At 42.1% G+C, this 21,732-nt stretch carries 16 protein-coding genes; 8 read left to right on the forward strand and 8 right to left on the reverse strand.

The features are described 5' to 3' along the window. Positions 1 to 108: 108 nt before the first annotated feature. The 3 genes from H8S63_RS11420 to H8S63_RS11430 all read right to left on the reverse strand — a co-directional run bounded on the left by H8S63_RS11420 (position 109) and on the right by H8S63_RS11430 (position 3,353). On the reverse strand, positions 109 to 1,167 hold the full coding sequence (locus tag H8S63_RS11420) for a FecR family protein (protein WP_186926842.1): 1,059 nt from the start codon (positions 1,165 to 1,167) through the stop codon (positions 109 to 111). A 130-nt stretch (positions 1,168 to 1,297) separates the two neighbouring features. Next, positions 1,298 to 2,617: an SGNH/GDSL hydrolase family protein gene (locus tag H8S63_RS11425; RefSeq protein WP_186926843.1), complete on the reverse strand. Its 1,320-nt coding sequence runs from the start codon at positions 2,615 to 2,617 to the stop codon at positions 1,298 to 1,300. A gap of 124 nt (positions 2,618 to 2,741) precedes the next feature. Beyond that, the gene (locus tag H8S63_RS11430; RefSeq protein WP_186926844.1) at positions 2,742 to 3,353 is read right to left on the reverse strand and encodes an RNA polymerase sigma factor; all 612 of its coding nucleotides are present in this window, start codon (positions 3,351 to 3,353) and stop codon (positions 2,742 to 2,744) included. 213 nt (positions 3,354 to 3,566) lie between these two features. Here H8S63_RS11430 and mazG point away from each other — a divergent pair, with 213 nt between their 5' ends. Continuing rightward, on the forward strand, positions 3,567 to 4,355 hold the full coding sequence (gene mazG / locus H8S63_RS11435) for a nucleoside triphosphate pyrophosphohydrolase (protein WP_186926845.1): 789 nt from the start codon (positions 3,567 to 3,569) through the stop codon (positions 4,353 to 4,355). 115 nt (positions 4,356 to 4,470) lie between these two features. Here mazG and H8S63_RS11440 read toward each other — a convergent pair whose 3' ends face one another. The 5 genes from H8S63_RS11440 to H8S63_RS11460 are packed head-to-tail and all read right to left on the reverse strand — an operon-like array spanning position 4,471 to position 8,430. Further along, on the reverse strand, positions 4,471 to 4,935 hold the full coding sequence (locus H8S63_RS11440) for a hypothetical protein (RefSeq protein WP_186926846.1): 465 nt from the start codon (positions 4,933 to 4,935) through the stop codon (positions 4,471 to 4,473). Between the two features lie 27 nt (positions 4,936 to 4,962). Beyond that, complete coding sequence (locus H8S63_RS11445; RefSeq protein ID WP_081449106.1) at positions 4,963 to 5,340, reverse strand: hypothetical protein; 378 nt, start codon at positions 5,338 to 5,340, stop codon at positions 4,963 to 4,965. Positions 5,341 to 5,387: 47 nt separating this feature from the next. Continuing rightward, complete coding sequence (locus H8S63_RS11450) at positions 5,388 to 5,939, reverse strand: RNA polymerase sigma factor (protein WP_022275055.1); 552 nt, start codon at positions 5,937 to 5,939, stop codon at positions 5,388 to 5,390. Between the two features lie 24 nt (positions 5,940 to 5,963). Next, positions 5,964 to 7,502: a L,D-transpeptidase family protein gene (locus H8S63_RS11455; RefSeq protein ID WP_186926847.1), complete on the reverse strand. Its 1,539-nt coding sequence runs from the start codon at positions 7,500 to 7,502 to the stop codon at positions 5,964 to 5,966. Then, positions 7,492 to 8,430: a ribonuclease Z gene (locus H8S63_RS11460; protein ID WP_186926848.1), complete on the reverse strand. Its 939-nt coding sequence runs from the start codon at positions 8,428 to 8,430 to the stop codon at positions 7,492 to 7,494. The genes H8S63_RS11455 and H8S63_RS11460 overlap by 11 nt, the downstream gene beginning before the upstream one ends. 254 nt (positions 8,431 to 8,684) lie before the next feature. On the opposite strand from H8S63_RS11460, the gene H8S63_RS11465 reads away from it, so the two are divergent. From H8S63_RS11465 to bglX, 7 genes are all read left to right on the forward strand, one after another. Next, positions 8,685 to 10,322: a DUF6377 domain-containing protein gene (locus H8S63_RS11465; protein ID WP_229101852.1), complete on the forward strand. Its 1,638-nt coding sequence runs from the start codon at positions 8,685 to 8,687 to the stop codon at positions 10,320 to 10,322. Between the two features lie 304 nt (positions 10,323 to 10,626). Then, on the forward strand, positions 10,627 to 13,761 hold the full coding sequence (locus H8S63_RS11470; RefSeq protein WP_186926850.1) for a glycoside hydrolase family 2 TIM barrel-domain containing protein: 3,135 nt from the start codon (positions 10,627 to 10,629) through the stop codon (positions 13,759 to 13,761). 28 nt (positions 13,762 to 13,789) lie between these two features. Continuing rightward, complete coding sequence (locus H8S63_RS11475) at positions 13,790 to 15,088, forward strand: hypothetical protein (RefSeq protein ID WP_186926851.1); 1,299 nt, start codon at positions 13,790 to 13,792, stop codon at positions 15,086 to 15,088. A 12-nt stretch (positions 15,089 to 15,100) separates the two neighbouring features. Beyond that, positions 15,101 to 16,048, forward strand: a complete 948-nt coding sequence (locus H8S63_RS11480) for a family 16 glycosylhydrolase (RefSeq protein WP_022275060.1) — start codon at positions 15,101 to 15,103, stop codon at positions 16,046 to 16,048. A gap of 30 nt (positions 16,049 to 16,078) precedes the next feature. Next, positions 16,079 to 17,824, forward strand: a complete 1,746-nt coding sequence (locus H8S63_RS11485) for a fimbrillin family protein (protein WP_186926852.1) — start codon at positions 16,079 to 16,081, stop codon at positions 17,822 to 17,824. Positions 17,825 to 17,839: 15 nt separating this feature from the next. Further along, a complete protein-coding gene (locus H8S63_RS11490) occupies positions 17,840 to 19,357 on the forward strand; it encodes a hypothetical protein (RefSeq protein ID WP_186926853.1) in 1,518 nt (505 codons plus the stop codon). Positions 19,358 to 19,413: 56 nt separating this feature from the next. Next, positions 19,414 to 21,663, forward strand: coding sequence for a beta-glucosidase BglX (bglX, locus tag H8S63_RS11495; RefSeq protein ID WP_186926854.1), 2,250 nt, complete (start codon positions 19,414 to 19,416; stop codon positions 21,661 to 21,663). Positions 21,664 to 21,732 lie beyond the last annotated feature (69 nt).

Here is a 21,732-nt window from a genome sequence, read left to right on the forward strand (position 1 = left end):
GGTCCGGATAGTATTGCCGTATTTATCCGGCCTTTTTTTCCCTCAACAGGAAGTGTTCGTCTGTCTTTTCATGTTACCATAAGTTTTAATTTTAAGTTTATAAGTTCCTTATTTCTCGGTGACGCAATAGCCCTCGCTGGTCTTCACTACATTAATCGGAGCGATGACGGAAATGCGGTCGAGCACTTCGTCCAACGGGCAGTTCAAGTCAAGCATGCCGCGGATGGTGAGAGCCTGTGAACCGACATCAATGACGATGCTCTCGCCGTAGTATCTCGAAAGACGGTCAAACACGCGTTGTATAGGCTCTCCCTCCAACACCAATAGGCCTTCTGTCCAAGCACTGTACTTCCATGCCTCTACCTGCTTCTTCCCGATCAGGCCTCCGTCAGAAAGGTTGACCTGTTGGTCGGGGAGCAGTTCTACAATCTGTTTCCGGCTGTCGGTAAGTTTCACCGCCCCACGCATCAGGGTGACTTCGGCATAAGCGTCCTCGCGGTAGGCGTTGACATTGAAAGCCGTGCCCAATACCTCTATTTCAAACCTGTCGGTCTTTACGATAAAAGGTGCACTTTTGTCAGGATGCACATCAATGAAGATTTCCCCGTTGACGTATATTTCACGTTGTCCTTTACGGAACACACGCGGATACACCACTTTCGTGCCGGAATTGACGAAAAGGCTGGAACCATCAGCCAGCACCATATGCATATGTCGGCCTTTCGGCACCACCAGCTGTGCATACTCTCCGGCATCGGCACGGGAGTCTGGCACTTCTACCCGCTTCTCGTTTACGAGGATACGCCCCGACTGGGAATTAACCACCTTAGCCGATTCCCCCACTGTTATCGTCTCCTTTCCCGAAAGAATCAGCTGTATCTCGTTGTGGTTATCCGTCTGCTCCATGAGCCGATCAGCTACTTTCACAATGTCCACTGTATGGTCTCCTTTCCAATAGAAAAGCACACCTGAAAATAATAATCCCATAAATACAGCGGCTGCGGATACAGTGCTCCAACGGTGAATCCGCCTTTCTATCTGTTTTCTCCGTATGCCTTTTTCAATCTGTCTCCAAAGAGCATCGCGCTCTTCCGGTATGGGAAGTTCTTCCTGTGCCTTGAAGTAACCCACCAGTTTGAAAAATGTATGTCTCCACTCAACTTTCATATATTTGCAAGTTTATTTATTATTAGAACCGGGAATACGGGAAAACCTACTCATTCTTTTTGTGTCTTTATCGTTAAAATAGATTAATACTACATTCTTTTAAACCCGCATAAGCATTGGAGGAGTAGCTTTAAAAGCCACCGTTTTGCTCAATAAAGTCCTTTATCTGCGTGTAGGCATCCGCCATCCCTTTCTTGGTGGGACGCTGTCTGTAGCCTGCTTCGTCCACGTATTCTATATTTTCCAACACAATGTTTGGCACGTCATAATGTTCACACGCAGCCTCAATACCGCTCACATATTCTTCAGGAAGGCCGTCGGCCGTAATATGGTAAATTTTGGCAGTGGCGTAATTCTTCGTCACGTAGTCCAATACCTCACAGAAAGCCGGCAGGAAATTCACACGTGTTTCGGGCGACCAATCAGCATAAGTCACCTCGCCAAGTGGTGCTTTAGAGACTGCCCAATAGTCTTCCAGTCCCCCCTCTATAAAAATAATATCCGGATTCTCACCCAAATTCTTCATGCGGACAAGGTAAGAACGGTAAGAAATACCCTCTGCATTCAATTTGTTACCAGAATCCCATCCTTTGCTGCTCACCGTACCGCCTGACCAGGATTCGTTGCGCTCCAAAGCCAGTCCGTAGTCATTAATCAGTTTCCACCACCAGGTGTCTTCCACAGCCTGCACATCGTTTTTTTCCTTAGTGTCCGGATACCAAGCAGTGTTGCCGGCCGGTAGATAACCCTTAAATGTACAGTATGCGCCGCCCAGAATGGAGACTTTCAGCGGTGCTTTGGCCGAAGACGAGACTTCCACTCCATCAGCCAGCTTGAAGACATAAACGTCTCCGGAGGGTGTCACGGGTGTTTCGAGATCGAACGCCGACACGCGCCCAGTTTCTTTCTTATCCATTATCTTCTTCCATGTGGATCCGTTATCTACGGATAAGTAATAGGCATCATGGGTGAAATATCCTTGCCGCCGTAAGTTTTCACCCACCGTCACTTGTGGTATGGTGCCGGAAACGCCTTCGGATGTGGCTATAAGACTAACCTGCAACGGATTACCATCCGCATCACTCAATACCGTGCCATTCAGAGTCCAATACAGCCCCGTGTCGCTGCCTGTTCCCTGCTGAAGACCTATCAGCGGAGTTTCTACATCTACTTTCTCCATGCGACGGATGACGACAGGTTTTTGTTTCTTGAATTTCACAGTGTCGGCCGTGCCCTCCGCGTTATGGGAAACCGAGGTGATGTAATCTCCCGGCACCACAATGGCTTTCATGGCCTCAATGTCCATAGTCATCTGTTCCTCCCAAGCCTTCATTTGAATAATCCGCTCCTGCTTTTGCTGCTCTTCCATCGTAGCGCTGTTTTCCTCGTTGTCATTGCATGCCGCAAAAGACAGCAGGCATGCCAATAAAAAAATAACTTTCTGTTTCATGATATTAATAATTATGAGGTTAAAATATTTCCTGCCACCGCAGGTATTTTATATTATAACCAACGTAGTTGAAAAACCTACTCACTCTTACAGAAGTTTTTTCTAAAGGAGGACACTATGCCCGTCAGGAAGCCAGCACCTTAAGGAAGACACCCACCCACATCAAATCCTCCTTGGGCATGACAAAAGTACGAAGCTTCGCCAACGTACGGTTAAGCAGATTCATGGACGACTGTTCATTCATCTTCAGAATGTCAGCGATTTCCCGATGCGAGAGTTCGCTCACGTAACGTAGGTAGAGAGCATGCTTCTGTCGCACAGACAGTTGTGAAAGGGCATGGAGCAACCTGCGCGCCATGTCTTGTTCCGCATCGTCCTTCGGAAAGAGGCATTCGAACAGTTCCTCGTCTTGCGGAATACGAAAGGTACATGTCTCGATATCTTCCATGTCCTTCCACTTGGTCGCATAGTTAAAGAGGATATTCTTCAGCGAACAAAGCAGGTAGGAACGCACAGTGACATCGGACCTTACCCGTCCATTGGCAAATATACGCACAAAAAGGTCTTGAATAGCATCTTTCACCTGTTCCCGATCATCGCAACAGCGCAGACCATAGTTCATCAGTAAAGAATAATATTTCTCATACAATTCCTCCATTGCCTTCCGGTCGCCTTTTATAAGACGTTGCCACAAAAACAGATCATCTGCATCTTGTAAAGGTTTCACTGTTTCCATTGTGCAAATAAAACCTGAAGTATTAATATACGAAATAAAAAATAGCACAAAATACATAAATTAAACACATATTATACTAATTTAGCAATTTTAAAAAAGGATATATTGCAAAAGATGATATTGAGACCGGATATGGAAATATTATTCCTCTTTGGAATTTCGGAATGAATTATTAGTAATATCTTTGCACGAATCTTAAAAAATAAAGCGATTATGTCACATACCAGACAAGAACAGATGGAAGCCTTCGGACGCTTCCTCAACATCCTCGACGAGCTGCGTGTCAAATGTCCCTGGGACCGCAAACAGACCAATGAAAGTCTGCGCCCCAACACCATAGAAGAGACTTACGAACTTTGCGACGCCCTGATGAGGGATGACAGGAAAGAGATATGCAAGGAATTGGGGGATGTACTGCTCCACGTAGCTTTCTATGCTAAGATAGGTTCGGAAACAGGGGATTTCGATATCAAAGACGTTTGCGACAAACTGTGCGATAAATTGATATTCCGCCATCCCCACGTGTTCGGAGAAGTAAAGGTCGAGACGGCAGGACAAGTATCCGAAAACTGGGAACAATTGAAGCTAAAGGAGAAAGACGGCAATAAGAGTGTATTGAGCGGAGTACCCGCTGCCCTCCCCTCGCTCATCAAGGCTTACCGTATTCAGGACAAGGCCCGTAACGTAGGTTTCGACTGGAAAGAACGCGAACAGGTGTGGGCTAAAGTGAAGGAGGAAATCGGAGAGTTTCAGGCGGAAGTAGCCAATATGGACAAGGATAAGGCGGAGGCCGAATTCGGTGACGTTATGTTCAGCCTTATCAATGCGGCACGTCTCTACAAAATCAATCCTGATAATGCTTTGGAACGCACCAACCAGAAATTCATCCGCCGTTTCAACTATCTGGAAGAACATACCATCAAAGAGGGCAAGAACATGAAAGACATGACTCTGGAAGAGATGGATGCTATTTGGAATGAGGCTAAGAAGAAAGGATTATAATCTTGCACGAACTTGATACCGCAAAAAATGAAGGCTCTGTTCCAATGGAACAGAGCCTTCATTTCCTACAGACGAAACGTCTGTCCGCACCGGACAGAGCGTCTGATATATTCACTTACTTTTTCTTTGTATCTTTACTTTCTCCCTTGCGGTGCATTCCTCTAATCATCTCCCTATGGAAACGCATTTCCGCACGTTGCACGAGAAAAATCTTCTTACTGGAAAGGATTTTATTGAACTTGCCTAAATAGGTCTTGTCAAGTTGGTCGGCAGCAATACGGTTCTCAGCAATCTTCTCGTTGATTTCCTTGTATTGAGCTTCCGTCGTCTTATCATCTTTACCTTTGCGCATCAAATCCCACGATTCATCATTCAGCTTCTTCTTCTTATCCTGAAGTTCAAAATAGACGGAAAAGAACTTGGCTGCCTCTTCTTTACTCAATCCAGCCTGTTCGATAATGAATGCCTTTTGTTTTGCCCTGAACTCCTCCCGGGATAAATGCTGGTCACATCCGTCAGCAGCCCAAAGAACAGGCATAAAGCCACACAACAAAACAACCCATGCAATTAGTTTTCTCATTTTCTGTATTCAATCAGTTTTAATAAATCATTCTACACTTGCATCACTCAAATAAACATATAACGAATAATCATCCAGCATAGCACGGTCCAGTGCCACATCCAGCATTTCGTCCGATACAACTTCAGTATCCACCTCCGTCACCGCCACTTCATCGACCGCAGCAGGTTTGTGATCTGACGACGCCACCCGTATAATCAAGGCAGCCCCCACAAACATAGCTGCCATATAGAGCAATGGTTTCAGTCTTGTCCATGTACTGACAGGTTCTTCCTTGAAAACCACTTTCTCTTTTTCAGGAAGTTTATTCATCACTTCTGAAGTCAGGTTCTCAAAGTAACCATCAGGAACTTTGAAGGAATCTTCCTTACCAAGTTTCTTCAATAGGATATCTTCTTCTTTCATTCGTTTTTCTCCTCTCTTTGATTTAGACATAGTCCGAGTCCAAAGGTTTAATCAATGTCTTCTAAAAACTTCTCTATTTTCTTCACTGCATGATGATAAGACGCTTTCAAAGCACCGACTGAGGTACCGAAGATTTCAGACATTTCTTCATATTTCATTTCTTGATAGTATTTCAGATTGAACACCATGCGCTGTTTCTCCGGTAAAGTCATTAATGCCTTTTGCAAACACAACTGCGCCTCATCACCCGAAAAGTACGGGTCGCTTTCCAGTTTCTGCACAACCGCTGCTTCCGGATCATCAATGGCCAAGGTAGTGACAGCACGTTGTCTATTCAAGAAAGTAAGGCATTCATTCAACGCAATACGATAGAGCCAGGTAGACAATTTCGCCTCAGCACGGAAATAATCAATATTCGTCCATGCCTTGATAAAAGTATTTTGCAGGAGATCGTTCGCATCCTCATGCGACAGCACCAGCCGACGGATCTGCCAATACAATTGTTCGCTATACTGCGCCACAATCATTTCAAATCCTTGTCGCTGCGTACTCTCCTCCTGGAGGAGCTTCAGAACTTCGCGCTCGTTATAAGGGGTCATAATCTCTTGTATCTCTATGTTTATTTATGGTTTCAAATCCAGATCGGTCATTGCCTTTAGTAAAGACGGATCATACTTATAAATGTCATCACAATACATCAAATTATTATCGGCAGACAGATAAACAGTCTGATAATCTATAAACAAAGGCACATATTTCTCCAAACTATAATGTTTCAATTCACGATAAGCCGCACTGATAGGAAGCTTCTTTCCTTCCTCGCTTATCGGCTTGAGGTCCATTGCAATGCGGATGCGGTCTTCCAGTAATTCATCCGGTTCTTCTAATAAGAAGAAAGCAAAATCGAGTGCTTTCTGAAGACGTACACAACCATGGCTCACCGCCCGGTTCTTTCGCGTGAAAGCCCAACGGGAAGGAGTATCGTGCAAATAAACGGAATAAGGATTTGGGAAACGGAAGATGATACGCCCCAACGAATTTCCCGTCTTATTATCCTGTTTCACAGTATAAGGTACTCCCTTGCCCGCATACCTCTCCCATTTGATACTATGAGGATCGACTTGTGTACCATTCTTATCATACACCTTCATGCGGTTACGGGTAAAGTAAGTCGTATCCCTGCGATAAGTAGGAATAATCTCTTTCCGGATAATACTTTGAGGAACATTCCAATACGGATTCAGCTCCATATAATAGATTCTGCTGGACAACAAAGGTGTTTTATTCCTCACACTTCCCACACAAATGCGCATTTCCAGAATAGAGTCTGTTTCCTCGTTGACGGCTTGCAGCATGAATGCCGCCACATTTGCCACCACATATTTCTTCCCTTTATCCAGAGCATACTGCCAACGCGCCCGTTCCAGATTCAGCAATAAACGATCCCAGTAATAATCCGTAGTATCCGTCTTTCCCCAATCATTCACGCGCACCAATTCTTCCTGCATTTTCTTATAAAGACGGGAAGAGGGTTGCGCCCAATGAAAGGCGGCAGTGGGATTGGCACGCAAAGAATCAAGAGCCGACAATGCAAATTCCATATCACAACGCTTCAGAGAAATACGGTCTATCGAATCATTCCATCTGCGCTCCGGAGGTAGAAAGCCAAACTTTAACCGGCACACATACGAAAGATAGGCAGCTGTCAACTGATATTCTAAATCCGCCAACAGGGAATTCATCGTTTTTCCATCTTGCAATTGTAATGTACGTATCTGCTGCAACCCATTACGAATACTATCTACAGGATAAAGTCTCGGATTAATCCCATGCCGCAATATATTCTCTAACCAGTACAACATTGAGTCCGCTGCCTGCACAGTCGGTTTATCGGAGACCAATGAATCATTCAACCATAAGAAATCGCCTTCCTCCTGATAATGAGAGACTAACGCAGAATCCCAAACTGTAGCCAGTTTATTTTTTTCCAAACAGGCATGAATGAGCTGCCGAATACTATCCGCACTGATCTGATAGGCAGGATTAAACAGTTCTTTGAAACCTGCCAAAGAGTCCGGTATCGGAGACAAAGGCTTCTCCTTTCTACAAGCAGCCAAACAAATTATACATATTACTCCCAAAAATAACCGGCTACTTTTCATATACAGTTCCTCCGTCAATATCAATACATAAATTCTCTTTCGCTAAAATTGTCTGCGGAAAAATGGCGGACGCTTCATTAAGTAAAACAGCTTCATCTTCATATCGGGCTGAGAAATGCCCGATAACCAATTGTTTTACCTTTGCATCCAAAGCGATTTGTGCAGCTTGTGCAGCTGTCGTGTGATAAGTTTCTTTTGCCCGTGCTTGTTCCGCTTGTGCAAAAGTAGCTTCATGGAACAGCAAATCCACATTGTTGATTTGTTCCACTATAGACGGACGAAAAATTGTATCGGAACAATAAGCGTATTTGCGTGCCGGGGTCGAAGGACGGGTCAAACGCTGATTGGGAATAACTTCTCCTTCGGGAGTAACAAAATCCGCTCCGTTCTTAATACGGTTCAGTTCGTAAACCGGAACTTTATAAAAATCCACCATTTCTCTAATGATATGATTCGGACGTTGCTTCTCCTCAAACAGGAATCCGCAACAGGGAATTCGATGTTTAAGAGGGATCGTAGTTACAGTCACCGAACGGTCATCATAAATCTGTGTCGGTTCTTTCGTCTCAAATTCGTGAAAAAACACTTTATAGGTCAGTGTCTTACAAAAAAAAGCTAGCATCGGTGCGAATAATTCTTCCAGCCCCTTAGGAGAATGAATATGTAAATCAGCCGTCCTCCCCAATAATCCGAATGTAGAGATTAGCCCCAAGAGTCCAAAGCAATGATCACCGTGCAGATGAGAGATAAAGATATGATTCAAACGGGAAAATTTAAGCCGGGAACGACGTAATTGCATCTGAGCCCCTTCCCCACAATCAATCATAAATAATTTTTCACGCAAATTGACGACTTGTGAAGTCGCAAAATGTCGTGTAGTGGGCAAAGCGGAACCGCACCCTAATATATGTAACTCAAACTTTTCCATCTCCGGCAAAGATAGAAAAAAAACATATTAATTTCGCAAGCAATGAAACAAAAGTCTTATTACCTGCCATATAGTATCAAAAAAGAATATATATTTGCATATCGACAACCGGTTTCAAGAACATGATATGAAAGCTGGTCACAGTATCAGAAAAAGAAGTATTTAATATGACGAATCCCTTTATATACAGAAAATTATCAGTATTGTTCCTACTGTTTATTACTTTCGGGAATGTTTATTCCAAGAATAAAGAAATGGAACAATTGTTTTCCAGATTGGATTCCGTATTGACAAACAGTGAAAAGTACGTTTTAGAGAAAGAAGATAAAATAGAAGAACTGCGTAAGAAACAGTCTATGCCTCTAAAACCGGAAGAAAAACTATGGCTTAACAAAATGCTGTATGATGAATATTTTGTCTATAATGCGGACTCGGCTATGGTTTATGTAAACAATAATATAGAGATAGCCAACGCATTAGGCCGAAAGGACAAAGAACAGGAGTGGATACTGCATAAAGTTTTCCTTCTTGCAGCCCAGGGGCTACTGAATGAGGCTGAGAAAGAATTATTGAATGTAGATATAACTTCATTAAGTAAAGAAAATATGTATCAGTATTATGATACAAAAATCTATCTATACTCCCATTTGGTACAATTCATCGGTAATCGCCTGGAACTGACAAATTCTTATTACAATCTTGAGAAGGAATTCAAGCACGAAGCTAAGAAATATATAACTCCCGATCATCCTTCATATTATAGTTTTTGTGCGTCACTACATAGAGAATATCCCCGTTCTGCAGAGGGAGACAGTATAAAATTAAAATTAAAAAATATAGTAGACAAGTCATCATTGTCCACGCGGGTGGATGCCATCAATTCTTATATGCTTGCTATCATGTTTTACAATGAAGGCGATGAAGATAATTACGTAAAATACCTTATTTATTCTGCCATAGCCGATATTAAAATCTGCAACCGCGATATAGCTTCATTGGAGGAACTTTCCAATATCCTCTATTTGCGTGAAGACATAGACAGAGGCTACACTTACATCAGTTATTGCTTTAAAGCCGCATTGCTGTATCCCAACAGGGTGCGCGTAATAAACATATCGACCGTTATGGATAAACTACAGCAGGCCTATCGCGAAAGGAACAAAATACAGGAAAGCAAATTGCGTAAATCACTCTACACCACAAGTATATTATCCATTGTATTACTCATCTCCATCCTACTCATTTATTTCCAATTCAGAAAACTGTCTCGTTCACGTAAAAAACTGAACGAAAGTAACCGATTGCTTAATTCACACGTCAAAGAACTTTCTGAAGCCCAACGAATGCTGGGTGAAGTGAACGGAGAACTTAGCGAAGTAAATGAAAAGCTAAAAGTGATCAATAACCAATTACTAGAGTCCAATTATGTGAAAGAAGAATACATCGGATATGTATTCTCAATATGCTCCAATTATATAACCAAACTTGAAGAATACAGGAAGAATATCAGCAGAAAACTTAAAGCCGGTCAAATAGACGATATCAAATCATTAACTTCCAACATTACGATGGTACAAAGTGAGTTGAAGGAGTTCTATCATAGTTTCGACGCTATTTTCCTACACGTATACCCCGATTTTGTAAAAGACTTCAATTCCCTCCTGCGTCCCGAAGAAAAGATAATGCTTAAAGAAGGCGAACTCCTGAACACGGAGTTGAGGATATATGCGCTTGTCAGACTCGGAATAAATGACAGTATGAAGATTGCAGAATTTCTTCATTGCTCTCCGCAGACGGTTTACAATAATCGTTTAAAAACCAGAAACAAGGCAATAATTCCTAAGGAAGAATTCACCGAGACGGTACGTTCATTGGGTAAAATGCAAAAATAGAGAGAGCAAACAAACCATTTTACTTCATAAACTATTTACCTCTACCAAACATTATATAATTAATAATCAACACATTAACTTTTTATTTATTTACTCTTACTATTTACTTGTATATACACCGTACCTTATACTATACTACCTTTGTCCTCCAAGAAATTAATCAAGAAATTAATCGAGTATATACTTTTTAAATTTAATCTATGAGGCAAGAGAAACTACTAGGTCCAAAGCAAACTATGAAACATACGTTTGTAATCTCAGACGCTTTCTTTTCACAAAGTGCTAATTTGTTATTTTACTTATCATGAAAAATGTAATATTATTATCTTTGCTAATCCTTTTGTCCATTCCCCTTTCGGCACAACAGGAAAAAGTCTCCTTAGTCAACGACAGAACAGGTTCCAAGTTGCTTGTGAACGGTAAGTCTTTTATGGTGAATGGTATGAACTGGGATTACTTCCCAGTCGGCACCAATTATTCATATTCCTTATGGACAAAGCCTGACGATATAATCAAGGCTGCTCTCGATACGGATATGTCTTTATTAAAGAACATGGGTGTAAACGCTATCAGACAACACATAGGCGTTCCCCCCAGATGGGTAAAATATATCTATGAACAATATGGTATTCACACAATGATATATAGCTCCTTCGGACGCTATGGAGTAGCTTTGGACGGGGCATGGATGGCTAACACCGACTATTCCGACCCTAGAGTAAAAAAAGTACTTCTCGACGAGGCGAGAGAATTGGTAAAGGAATACAATAATACTCCTGGAATACTCCTCTATCTTCTTGGAAATGAGAACAATTATGGTTTATTTTGGCAAGGAGCAGAAACGGAAGATATTCCGGTAGAAGATCGTAAATCCACTATTCAAGCGGTTCACTTATATAAACTGTTCAATGAAGCGACTGTCGAGATGAAGAAAATGAATGCTTCAGCTCCTATAGCCATTTGCAACGGTGACCTTCTATTCCTTGATATTATAGCCAAAGAATGTAAGGATGTTGACATTCTAGGAATCAACTGCTATCGCGGTGACTCGTTCGGCGACTTGTTCAGCAGAGTAAAAGCTGAGTATGGAAAACCGGTATTGTTTACAGAGTTCGGATCCGATGCATTCAATGCCATAACTCAAAGTGAAGCACAAAAAGAGCAAGCAGACATTCTGTTGAAGAATTGGACTGAAATATATCTGAATGCGGCAGGACTAGGCAACAACAATAACTCACTCGGAGGTTTCACTTTCCAATTTGCCGACGGTTGGTGGAAATTCGGCCAAAATACTAACCTGAGCATACATGACACCAATGCATCATGGGCCAACGGTGGATATGTATTTGACTATGTGAACGGTGAAAACAATATGAACGAAGAATGGTTCGGTATATGCGCAAAAGGAACTCCTGACAGCCGAGGAATATACGAACTTTACCCGCGTGCCGCATACTATGTGCTGAAAGATGTCCACAAGATTAATCCTTATTCTCCCGGAAGTACCACCTCTTCGATAATAAGCAAACTTTCCGATATCAATGTAATGTCAGCCGTTTTATCCTCCAGAAGTGATAAAGCTGCCTTGCAAGGCGAAAAGACTCAGCTAATACGCCTGAGCGAACTGAGAGGTGACATAACTACCTACAATACAGGTGCAAAGAATACTACCACTCCAAGTTCCAGGCCGAAGAATCCGACAAGTTTCCCCAGCTTTAAAGGCTTTGACCATACTGAATCGTTCTACGTAGGCGTAGCCTCAAAACCGGCAGAGAATGTACAGGCGGAAGTCACTGTAAATGTTCTTGGAAATGTGGCGGAGAACCCGATAGACGAAATCTTTTATGAGAACAGAGGACGCTCCAGATATATAACGGACGAAAGCGGAGAAGTAGTAGATCTGGGTCCGTTGGAACGCTTAAGACTTTATAGTGCGAGTTTTGACTGGGATGGCAAACTGTTTAATCTGAAAACATTTTACCGCAAAGGACACTATCATTGGGGATACGAAGGAGACTTCTTTGGATTGTATCCCGAAGCGAGCTACGGTGATAATATGGATATTTATGGTGGCGAAGCTCCTTTCGGAAGTGAAATTGAAGGTAAGAAATACTTCAAAGGGCTGAAAATTGCTTTCGGTCCCGAACTATGGTGGGGTGCAAACCCGGCTCTGCTTGTCAAATACCAACGGAATATAGGTAAATATAACGTAGCAGGTATTTTCCATTATGATATAGACCAGCGTGAAGGAACGACTACTTCTTACGCCATACCCCGCCCCAAGAATACACGGGCCTCTCTTATGGTGGAAAGAAATTTCGGACGTTTCAATATTACAGCGGGCGGATTATGGTCAGGAACAACGCTTGTAGGACGGGAATTTCAAGCTACCACAGAATACAATAAAGAAGCTATCGTATATTCCGACGTGATAAAAACATCCGATACATTCGGAGGGAAGATGAAAGTGGTATATAGCGGAGGAAAGTTCAATGCCTATGCGCAGGGGGCGATAATGGGATTGGTAGCCAGTGGCGGAGCCGATTACACACAGACTTTAACAGGATGGAGGCTAAAAGATAGCGGTAGCGGAAATCAATCGAACGTCCTTGCCGGTTTTACTTATCAGATAGGCAACTTCCAGATTGCCCCTAATTTCCTGTGGCAGAAACCGCTTGTAGGTCCAATGCCTAATGGAATCGATGCTCCCGGAAGATTACGAAATATTATTGATGATCCTTTTGCTGTTAGGGATAACAGGGAGACAACAGCGGGAGAATTGTTGCTGACTTATGACCCGACACCCGCTACTTGGATGTACGACTGGGAGAATGACAATAACGAAGATGCACCGTTTGCCGCTTCACTTGGTTTCATTTACCGCCATCATCCCACCTCACAGGATGCAGCCATAGGTATACTTGCCAACGGTCGTTCTACCTTTGCTTTCGGAGGAGCTGCACCGGCTCATGATTTATGGGAAACAAACCTGAAAATAGCGTCTAGAATATCAAGAGATTTCGGTATCATATCAAGTGTCTACTGTGGTACTGCCCAAGCCAACGGAGATGATACCCGTTTAGTTAAGCGGGTAGGTGCAGACGCCAGAATGATTTATAAGAAACTGCGACTGAACGCAATGGTGAAGTTTAATGACTGGGGGCCGTACGACTATCACAGGGATTTTAACCTTACTTTCCCTTTCCAATGTATGTTAGACTTTTCGACCAGTCTCGCCAAGCCTAAATGGTTGGGTCCGGTATCCACTCGCGTAGGAATCAGAGGTACTTTCAGAACATTAGATCAATATTCTCCTCGTTACGTTGCCGGATATATACCGGACGGTTCCGGTGGTTTTGAACCAAGCACAGATATTATAGGCGCAGGTCGTGGCAACGAATGGGAAATAAGAACCTACATTTCATTCAGCATTTTCTAATCTACGAACTAATTAATAAGATAGTTTTATGAATCACAAAATCAATATATCATGTAAGCTCTCTGTTGTCGCTGTTCTCTTTTCGTTGACAGGATGTACAAGAGATATAAATACGGATGTGCTGGCAACTTACCCACACTTGTCTGATGTCTTTATCGATGAATTTGCATCCGACCTGCAATACCAGGCATGGGGAAAAGTAACTAATTTCGGGGTGGATACTGAAACCACCTACGATGGCACGTCATCTATGCGAATAGAAGTTCCCAATCCGAGTGATCCTATGGGAAGTTGGGCAGGAGGTACTTTCTATTCCGCTACAGGCAGAAACCTGTCCGGATATGACGCACTGACTTTTTATGCCAAGTCTTCCGTAGCTACCGCTATTGAAGTTGGAATAGGAAATTATGATACTACCGAATATCTGGTTCAAGTTAATGATGTCCAACTGAATACAAACTGGAGCAAGATTATCATCCCTATTCCTAATTCCGCAAAGCTTTTATCGGAAAAAGGATTATTCTACTACTCCGCCGGTGCAGTAAATGACGAAGGCTACACCATCTGGTTCGATGAGGTCAAGTTCGAAAAACTCGGTACATTGGCTCATGCCAAAATAGAAGATATAGAGGTTCCCGGTTTTCCCGGAAAACTGACGATAGGAACTCTGACCGAGACTATCAATCTTCCGAACGGCATTAACCGTAAAATGCGGGTCTCTCCCAATTATTTTACATTCGAGTCATCTGACGTCAATGTGGCTTCGGTAACAAATGATGGTAACATAACCGTGCACAAAACAGGAGAAGCCGTTATCTCGTTAAAGGAGGCTGAAGGCGAAATAAAGGTACATTGCTACGATTTCGCTCCAACACCCACGAGAGACGAATCGGAAGTGTTGTCTCTGTTCAGTGATTCTTATACTAATAAGATTTCTGCAAATTGGAATCCTAGATGGGAATGGTCAACAGCTGAATATACGGAAATAGATACCGGTGATAATCATATAGCACGGTATAGCGGTTTGAACTTTGTAGGTATTGTATTCAACAAAACTGCGGATTGTTCGTCAAAGACTCACCTCCACCTGGATGTATTATGCATGGACGAAGTAAGTGAAAGCACTATTATAACAGTCTCTATATACTATGGAACAACGGAAATAAAGTATCCGATAACATTGGAGAAATATCCTGATTTCAAATCAAAACAGTGGCTGTCACTCGATCTGGAACTTGAAAAAGAAAATAAACTAATACCACAATTGGCATTGGCATGTGATGACAACACCAGGAACATTCTTTTGGACAATATTTATTTCTATTAAAAATGATAACTTATGAAACCATATAAAACAATATTGCTTAGCTTGCTGATACTTCCTTTGCCACTGTTACTTGGAAGTTGCGAGAAAGAAGAAGAGATAGAAAACACCCGATGGGTATTGGTGTGGTCGGACGAATTTGACACACCGACTCCCGACAACAGACCCGATCCTTCAAAGTGGACGTATGAAAAAGGCGCTTCAGGATACGGTAATCAGGAACTTCAGAACTATACCGACAGAGTAGAAAACGCCTCATACACAACTCACAAAGGTTTGGGATGCCTGAAAATAACAGCTTTGAACGACAATTATGACGGAGTAGCTTACTCTTCTGCCAGAATAAAGACCGAAGGACTGTTCGAACAACGATACGGACGTTTCGAAGCACGTCTGAAACTTCCGTACGGTCCGGGACTTTGGCCTGCATTTTGGATGTTAGGAGCAAACTATGCCACCGATGTATGGCCAAAATGCGGTGAAATAGATATTATGGAAAATAAAGGATACCAACCTAATATCGTATCAAGTGCTCTACATTTTCCGGGACATTCGGGTGGAAATCCCATAACACAGACTTTTGGCTATGAGAACCAACGTTTTGACACAGACTTCCACATATTTGCCGTAGAATGGGATGAATCCCAAATAGACTTCTTTGTGGATAATGTACTTTACAAAAGAGTGAAAGCCGCTGATGTAACAGATGGTGAATGGGTATTCGATCATCCATTTTTTATTATTCTGAATGTAGCGGTAGGCGGTACATTTGGTGGTGATCCCACAGCAGACACTGTATTTCCCCAAAGCATGTATGTAGATTACGTCAGGGTTTATCAGAAATCAACAGAAGTACAACCCGGAACTAATACCGGAGATATCTCTTCAAACGGTTCAATTCCCGGATGGGATTTTAACGGACCGGATTCTGATAAAGGGCTTATAGAGCCTGAATTAAAATAAATAACAATGTAACTGCTAAAGATTAAAATTATGAATTTAATAAAAATACAAGGATACTATTTAGGGCTTATGGCAGCCATAAGTCTTGGAGCGGTTTCATGTACGAACGAAACGGAATTTGCCAATTCGCTGGATAAAGGCGACATTACTTTCTCAGCTCAAGTAGGAAAAACGATGAGCAGAACCACAGAAAGCGCATGGGATGGTGACGAACTGATAGGTGTGAAAGCGGGAGAAACAGTAAAAACTTACAAAGTGACAACCAATGGAAAAATGTCTACTGAAGATACACCTTATACATGGGATGGCACAAGCTATGATCTGCTGGCATGGACTCCCCTCACAGCAGAACAGATAAACCTAACAGACCAAACTACCGAAGAGAAACTCTTTGACTGTGACTTATTGGCAAGTAATGCGAAAGTGGAAGCAAAGAATGTACATTTTGTATTCAGACACCAAATGACCCGGATGTGGTGGGAACTTCAGAAATTTGAAGGATATACAGATGAAGAAGTGAACACCGCAAAAGTTTCGTTTATCGGTTATGGAAGTGTAACGTATACTAATGGAGAAATCACAACGGTAGGCGATGCTGACCAATTGATTTCTACTCATGACACAAAAGGAGAATATTATAGAAACGGCGAAGCTATGATGGTTCCTTGTGAAATGTGGGAGAAACCATTGATAAAAGTAGAAATAGGAGAAGATACCTATATCTATACTCCAAGTAAGTCCAACCCCAATGACGTCAATAAGAAAACCGGAGATTTGCTTCCCAATACATGGCAAAGATATTACTTGTCTGTCAGCAAAAAAGGACTGACTGTAGAAATGGAATCCGGAGAAATTAATTGGGATAATGAAAAGATCGATGACAATCAGATTACGGATGCTAAATTTAAGGCTATTATATCTGATGAAGTATCAAATTTGACCAATTGCCAGTTTACAGGTTTGGAAAACAGTTTCATTGACAACGCAACCAACGGCTTCTCCATAACTTATAAAGAAACAAATGCAAGCGGAGGCATCGATTACGAAGGTCTATGTGACAGAGTACGTACAGTTGATACCCCAAACGGGACTGTCACTTTCACATTCTGCAATATCCGTTCGGATATCAAATTAACATATACTAAAGAATATATGGAAGTAGGCTATTATTTCTATAGTGACGGTACTTACGGGACAGATTACAAAGACGGTTCCACCTTAGGTATTATCTATAAGATAGGAAAACATGAGACGGACAACGTAACAAATTACGAAGGTACGGATATAGAAACCATTCATGGATATGTAGTAGCGCTAACTGATGAAACTAGCGACGAAAAGAGTAGTTTCAAATGGAAAGAAGGTAATGCAAACTTGTATGGGGCAGATTTTCCAGAACACGGCATAAGAGACGGAAAAACCACACAATATCTAGGATACCTTAACACTAAATATCTTATAGCAAAAGCAGCTGTAGCAGAGGCTACAACAGTGCCGGCAGCCTCAACTTCTACCAGCAAAAACAATAATTCACTTATACCCGGCACATCTGGTTGGTATTTGCCCTCTCATACCCAATTAAGAGATCTAGCAACTCTTGCGGGTAACACATTCACTAATTACAGTGCATTGAATGGCACATATTGGGACAGTACATTCGACAGTGACCCTAATGCTTATATAGTAGTTTTCAATGAAAATGGCGCAATAAGCAGTACTGATTTCTACAGGGCTGTAGATTCAGAACAAAAAGTTCGTCTTATTCTTACTTTCTAATTAATCATACAAATTATGAAACAAATATATTCACATATCAAACTGGCAGCCGTATCGCTATTAATATTTTCGGCTTGCACCCAAGACGAGATGTTACCTCAGATCGGAGAAAACGAAACCGCCGTTTCTGATGTTCTGACTATTCAAAATGTAAATGTAGCCAATTTCGATACCGGAAATCCTACTACACGGGTAATCAATGATGGTGTCACAGTTCTTTTCGAAGCAGGAAACAGCTTGGAAGATGTCAACGGCGATGAAATCGGTATTTTACTGATAGACAAAGATGGAATCGGATTCGCCAATGAACCCTTTAAGTATATAAACGAAAACGGTGTAAACAAATGGGTTAGTAAAAACAGTGTGAGTTATACCAGCAAAATTAAAAAAGTCATCGCCTACTTTCCATACGCCCAAATAGTGAAAGATGGAAAAGAGTTTGTTCCTTCATCCGTTAATGAACTAAAAGAACTAAAGAAAGAGGAAGAAACAACGGAATTTAAAGACAAAGATTTGCTGATAGCAGAAATCAATGATATTCAATCCCATCAATTGACAATCAACTTTAAGCACGCCTTTTCATTGATAGCGTTCTCTGCGGAAGCGACCATTAAACTAGATGACACGGAAGAGATTTCCTATTTATTAGATCTTTCCGATGTATCTTTCTCCATTGGCGACGAACTGTACACGCCCGAATCAATGAGCGGCAAGTACATCTGTCTTGTTGACGAAGAACAATTAGTAAAAAATGATTTTCGCTACTTCTACACGATTGATAATATTACTTATTCAAAGACGCTGAAAGATCCTATAACACTGGCAGCCAACCAATGTTACACTTTCCCTTGCCCAACATCCTCCGAAGGAACGGCAGATATTGCAGTAGGTGACTTCTACTGTACCACAGAAAGTAATAAAACAATCATTCTTCCAAGAAATGCAGCCGGTATTCCTACCGGTCTTACCTGCAAAGGAATCGTATTCCACATAATAGACGATTTTGAAACTTTTAAATCTACAAATGATTTAAACGACTCCAATTTAAATGGATATCAAGAAAAACATGGCTTAGTAGTCTCTACAAAAAAAGGAAATAATTTTGGCACTGTGGCAGCAGCTGATATAGAGCAAGCCTTTATTGATGGAAATGTAGAGAAATACACTGATACGGAAACATCAAACGGTTATAAATTGACACAAATTTTAGTAGGAACTGAAAATCTGGGATTTATCGCTTTGAATAATCATACTGAAAAACTAAACAATAGTACCGCTTGGTATGCTCCTTCGTTCAATGAACTTAAATACCTGATACAAGGTGAAAATACTCAAACAGGTTCTACATCGGGGCAAGAGTACATTAACAAACAATTGAAAAAAATAAATGCGGATGAACTGGCAGGTACAATTCCTTCTGTCACTTTTTACAATGGTGTCGGAGACCATGGATTACGCCTTATGACGGGCGGTTCTGAAAATGGATGGCACGGCATACCTGGCGAAGCTTTTTATCCAATCTGTGCATTTTGATGCATTCCCCCCAAAAACAAGAACTAATAAATATTTCCAATAATAAAAGACGATTTATGAAGATAAACAAGTTATTATTTACCACAACACTGACAGCATTGGCATTAACAGCCTGCTCTCCGAAAGGAACCAACTCTGATTCTGAGATAGAGAACAAAGTAGAAGCCTTACTGGATAAGATGACTTTAGAGGAAAAGCTAGGGCAGATGAATCAGTTGAGTCCGTGGGATCCTAACGAACTGGCAAACAAAGTTCGTAATGGAGAAATAGGTTCCATATTGAATTATATGAATCCCGAAGAAGTGAATAAAATACAGAAAATCGCAATGGAAGAGTCACGGTTAGGTATCCCCCTACTAGTGTCACGCGATGTAATTCACGGTTACAAGACTATCTTCCCTATTCCATTGGGACAGGCAGCCACATTCAATCCACAGATAGTAGAAAACGGAGCACGTGTAGCTGCCATAGAAGCTTCAGCTGATGGTATCCGTTGGACTTTTGCGCCCATGATAGATATATCACGTGACCCTCGTTGGGGACGCATAGCCGAAAGTTGCGGTGAAGATCCCTACTTGACTTCCGTAATGGGAGTAGCTATGATTAAAGGGTTTCAAGGAGATTCGCTGAACAGTCCGACTTCAATAGCGGCGTGTGCCAAGCACTTTGTAGCTTATGGTGCATCCGAAGGCGGTAAGGACTATAATTCTACATTTATCCCCGAAAGAGTACTGCGCAATGTATATCTACCTCCGTTCAAAGCTGCGGTAGACGCTGGTTGTGCCACTTTCATGACTTCATTCAACGATAACGATGGTGTGCCGTCTACGGCAAATAAATTTGTGTTGAAAGATATATTGCGCGATGAATGGAAATATGACGGTATGGTAGTAACCGACTGGGCTTCGGCTGCCGAAATGATCAATCACGGTTTCTGTGCAGATGGCAAGGAAGCTGCCGAGAAATCGGTAAATGCAGGCGTTGACATGGATATGGTGAGTGAAACGTTCATCAAAAACCTCAAGCAGTCTTTAGCAGAGAATAAGGTTTCCATAGAATCAATAGACGACGCTGTACGGAATATTCTCCGTCTGAAATACCGAATGGGCTTGTTTGAAAATCCGTATATTGTTACACCACAGAATGTGAAATATGCGGAAGAGCACTTGAAAATAGCAAAAGAAGCGGTAGAGCAATCCGTTATTCTCCTGAAGAATGACACACAAACATTACCGCTTACAAACAAAATCCGTACTGTAGCGGTAGTAGGTCCGATGGCTGACGCACCCTATGAACAGATGGGGACATGGGTGTTCGACGGTGAAAAAGACCATACTCAAACACCTCTCAAAGCCATCAGAGAAATGTATGGCGATCAGGTTAACGTAATTTTCGAACCTGCACTCGGTTATAGCCGTGACAAAAACCTAAACGGTATCGCCAAAGCCGTAAACGCGGCACGCCACGCAGATGTAGTCCTTGCTTTTGTCGGTGAAGAAGCAATACTTTCGGGTGAGGCCCATTCTTTGGCAAACCTAAATCTTCAGGGAGCACAGAGTCAACTGATACAAGCACTGTCCACTACCGGCAAACCATTAGTAACCATAGTGATGGCAGGACGCCAACTTACAATCGCTAGTGAAGTTGAAGCTTCGGATGCAGTTCTTTATGCGTTCCATCCGGGCACTATGGGAGGACCTGCCATTGCCGACATCCTTTTCGGGAAGGTTAATCCAAGCGCAAAGACTCCGGTTACATTCCCCCGTATGACAGGTCAGGTTCCTATATATTATGCTCACAACAGCACAGGTCGCCCGGCCAACCCGAAAGAAATGCTCATTGATGAAATCCCTGTCGAAGCGGGGCAAACATCTGTTGGCTGCCGTTCCTTCTATCTCGATGCCGGGGCTTCTCCCTTGTATCCGTTCGGCTACGGATTGTCTTACACTACCTTTGAATATAGCAATCTGAAGTTGACTTCCGACAAACTTGCTATTAACGGCGAGATATCAGTCACGGTAGATCTAAAGAATACAGGAAAGTATGACGGCACGGAAGTAGTACAACTTTACATTCAGGACAAGGTAGGCTCTGTAACCCGTCCGGTAAAGGAACTGAAGGCTTTTCAACGTGTAGAACTCAAAGCCGGAGAATCAAAGAATGTTTCATTCTCTCTGCCTGTTTCAGAACTGGCTTTTTGGGGCTATAACATGACTTACAACGTAGAACCGGGAGATTTCAAATTATGGGTAGGAACAAACAGCGCTGAAGGTTTATCTGCCGACTTTACCGTATCGGCTTTATAAACAATCCTCAAAGAACATAAAAACATAGATAATAAAAAAGGTGTATCGCTTTCGCAATACACCTTTCTG

The organism is Bacteroides sp. NSJ-39, assembly GCF_014287315.1.
Classification (GTDB): Bacteria; Bacteroidota; Bacteroidia; order Bacteroidales; family Bacteroidaceae; genus Bacteroides; species Bacteroides finegoldii.

Excerpts from the sequence above, each read along its gene's own strand:
- H8S63_RS11420 (WP_186926842.1), bottom strand. The coding sequence starts at position 1,167 with ATGAAAGTTGAGTGGAGACATACATTTTTCAAACTGGTGGGTTACTTC.
- H8S63_RS11425 (WP_186926843.1), bottom strand. The coding sequence starts at position 2,617 with ATGAAACAGAAAGTTATTTTTTTATTGGCATGCCTGCTGTCTTTTGCG.
- H8S63_RS11430 (WP_186926844.1), bottom strand. The coding sequence starts at position 3,353 with ATGGAAACAGTGAAACCTTTACAAGATGCAGATGATCTGTTTTTGTGG.
- mazG (WP_186926845.1), top strand. The coding sequence starts at position 3,567 with ATGTCACATACCAGACAAGAACAGATGGAAGCCTTCGGACGCTTCCTC.
- H8S63_RS11440 (WP_186926846.1), bottom strand. The coding sequence starts at position 4,935 with ATGAGAAAACTAATTGCATGGGTTGTTTTGTTGTGTGGCTTTATGCCT.
- H8S63_RS11445 (WP_081449106.1), bottom strand. The coding sequence starts at position 5,340 with ATGAAAGAAGAAGATATCCTATTGAAGAAACTTGGTAAGGAAGATTCC.
- H8S63_RS11450 (WP_022275055.1), bottom strand. The coding sequence starts at position 5,939 with ATGACCCCTTATAACGAGCGCGAAGTTCTGAAGCTCCTCCAGGAGGAG.
- H8S63_RS11455 (WP_186926847.1), bottom strand. The coding sequence starts at position 7,502 with ATGAAAAGTAGCCGGTTATTTTTGGGAGTAATATGTATAATTTGTTTG.
- H8S63_RS11460 (WP_186926848.1), bottom strand. The coding sequence starts at position 8,430 with ATGGAAAAGTTTGAGTTACATATATTAGGGTGCGGTTCCGCTTTGCCC.
- H8S63_RS11465 (WP_229101852.1), top strand. The coding sequence starts at position 8,685 with ATGGAACAATTGTTTTCCAGATTGGATTCCGTATTGACAAACAGTGAA.
- H8S63_RS11470 (WP_186926850.1), top strand. The coding sequence starts at position 10,627 with ATGAAAAATGTAATATTATTATCTTTGCTAATCCTTTTGTCCATTCCC.
- H8S63_RS11475 (WP_186926851.1), top strand. The coding sequence starts at position 13,790 with ATGAATCACAAAATCAATATATCATGTAAGCTCTCTGTTGTCGCTGTT.
- H8S63_RS11480 (WP_022275060.1), top strand. The coding sequence starts at position 15,101 with ATGAAACCATATAAAACAATATTGCTTAGCTTGCTGATACTTCCTTTG.
- H8S63_RS11485 (WP_186926852.1), top strand. The coding sequence starts at position 16,079 with ATGAATTTAATAAAAATACAAGGATACTATTTAGGGCTTATGGCAGCC.
- H8S63_RS11490 (WP_186926853.1), top strand. The coding sequence starts at position 17,840 with ATGAAACAAATATATTCACATATCAAACTGGCAGCCGTATCGCTATTA.
- bglX (WP_186926854.1), top strand. The coding sequence starts at position 19,414 with ATGAAGATAAACAAGTTATTATTTACCACAACACTGACAGCATTGGCA.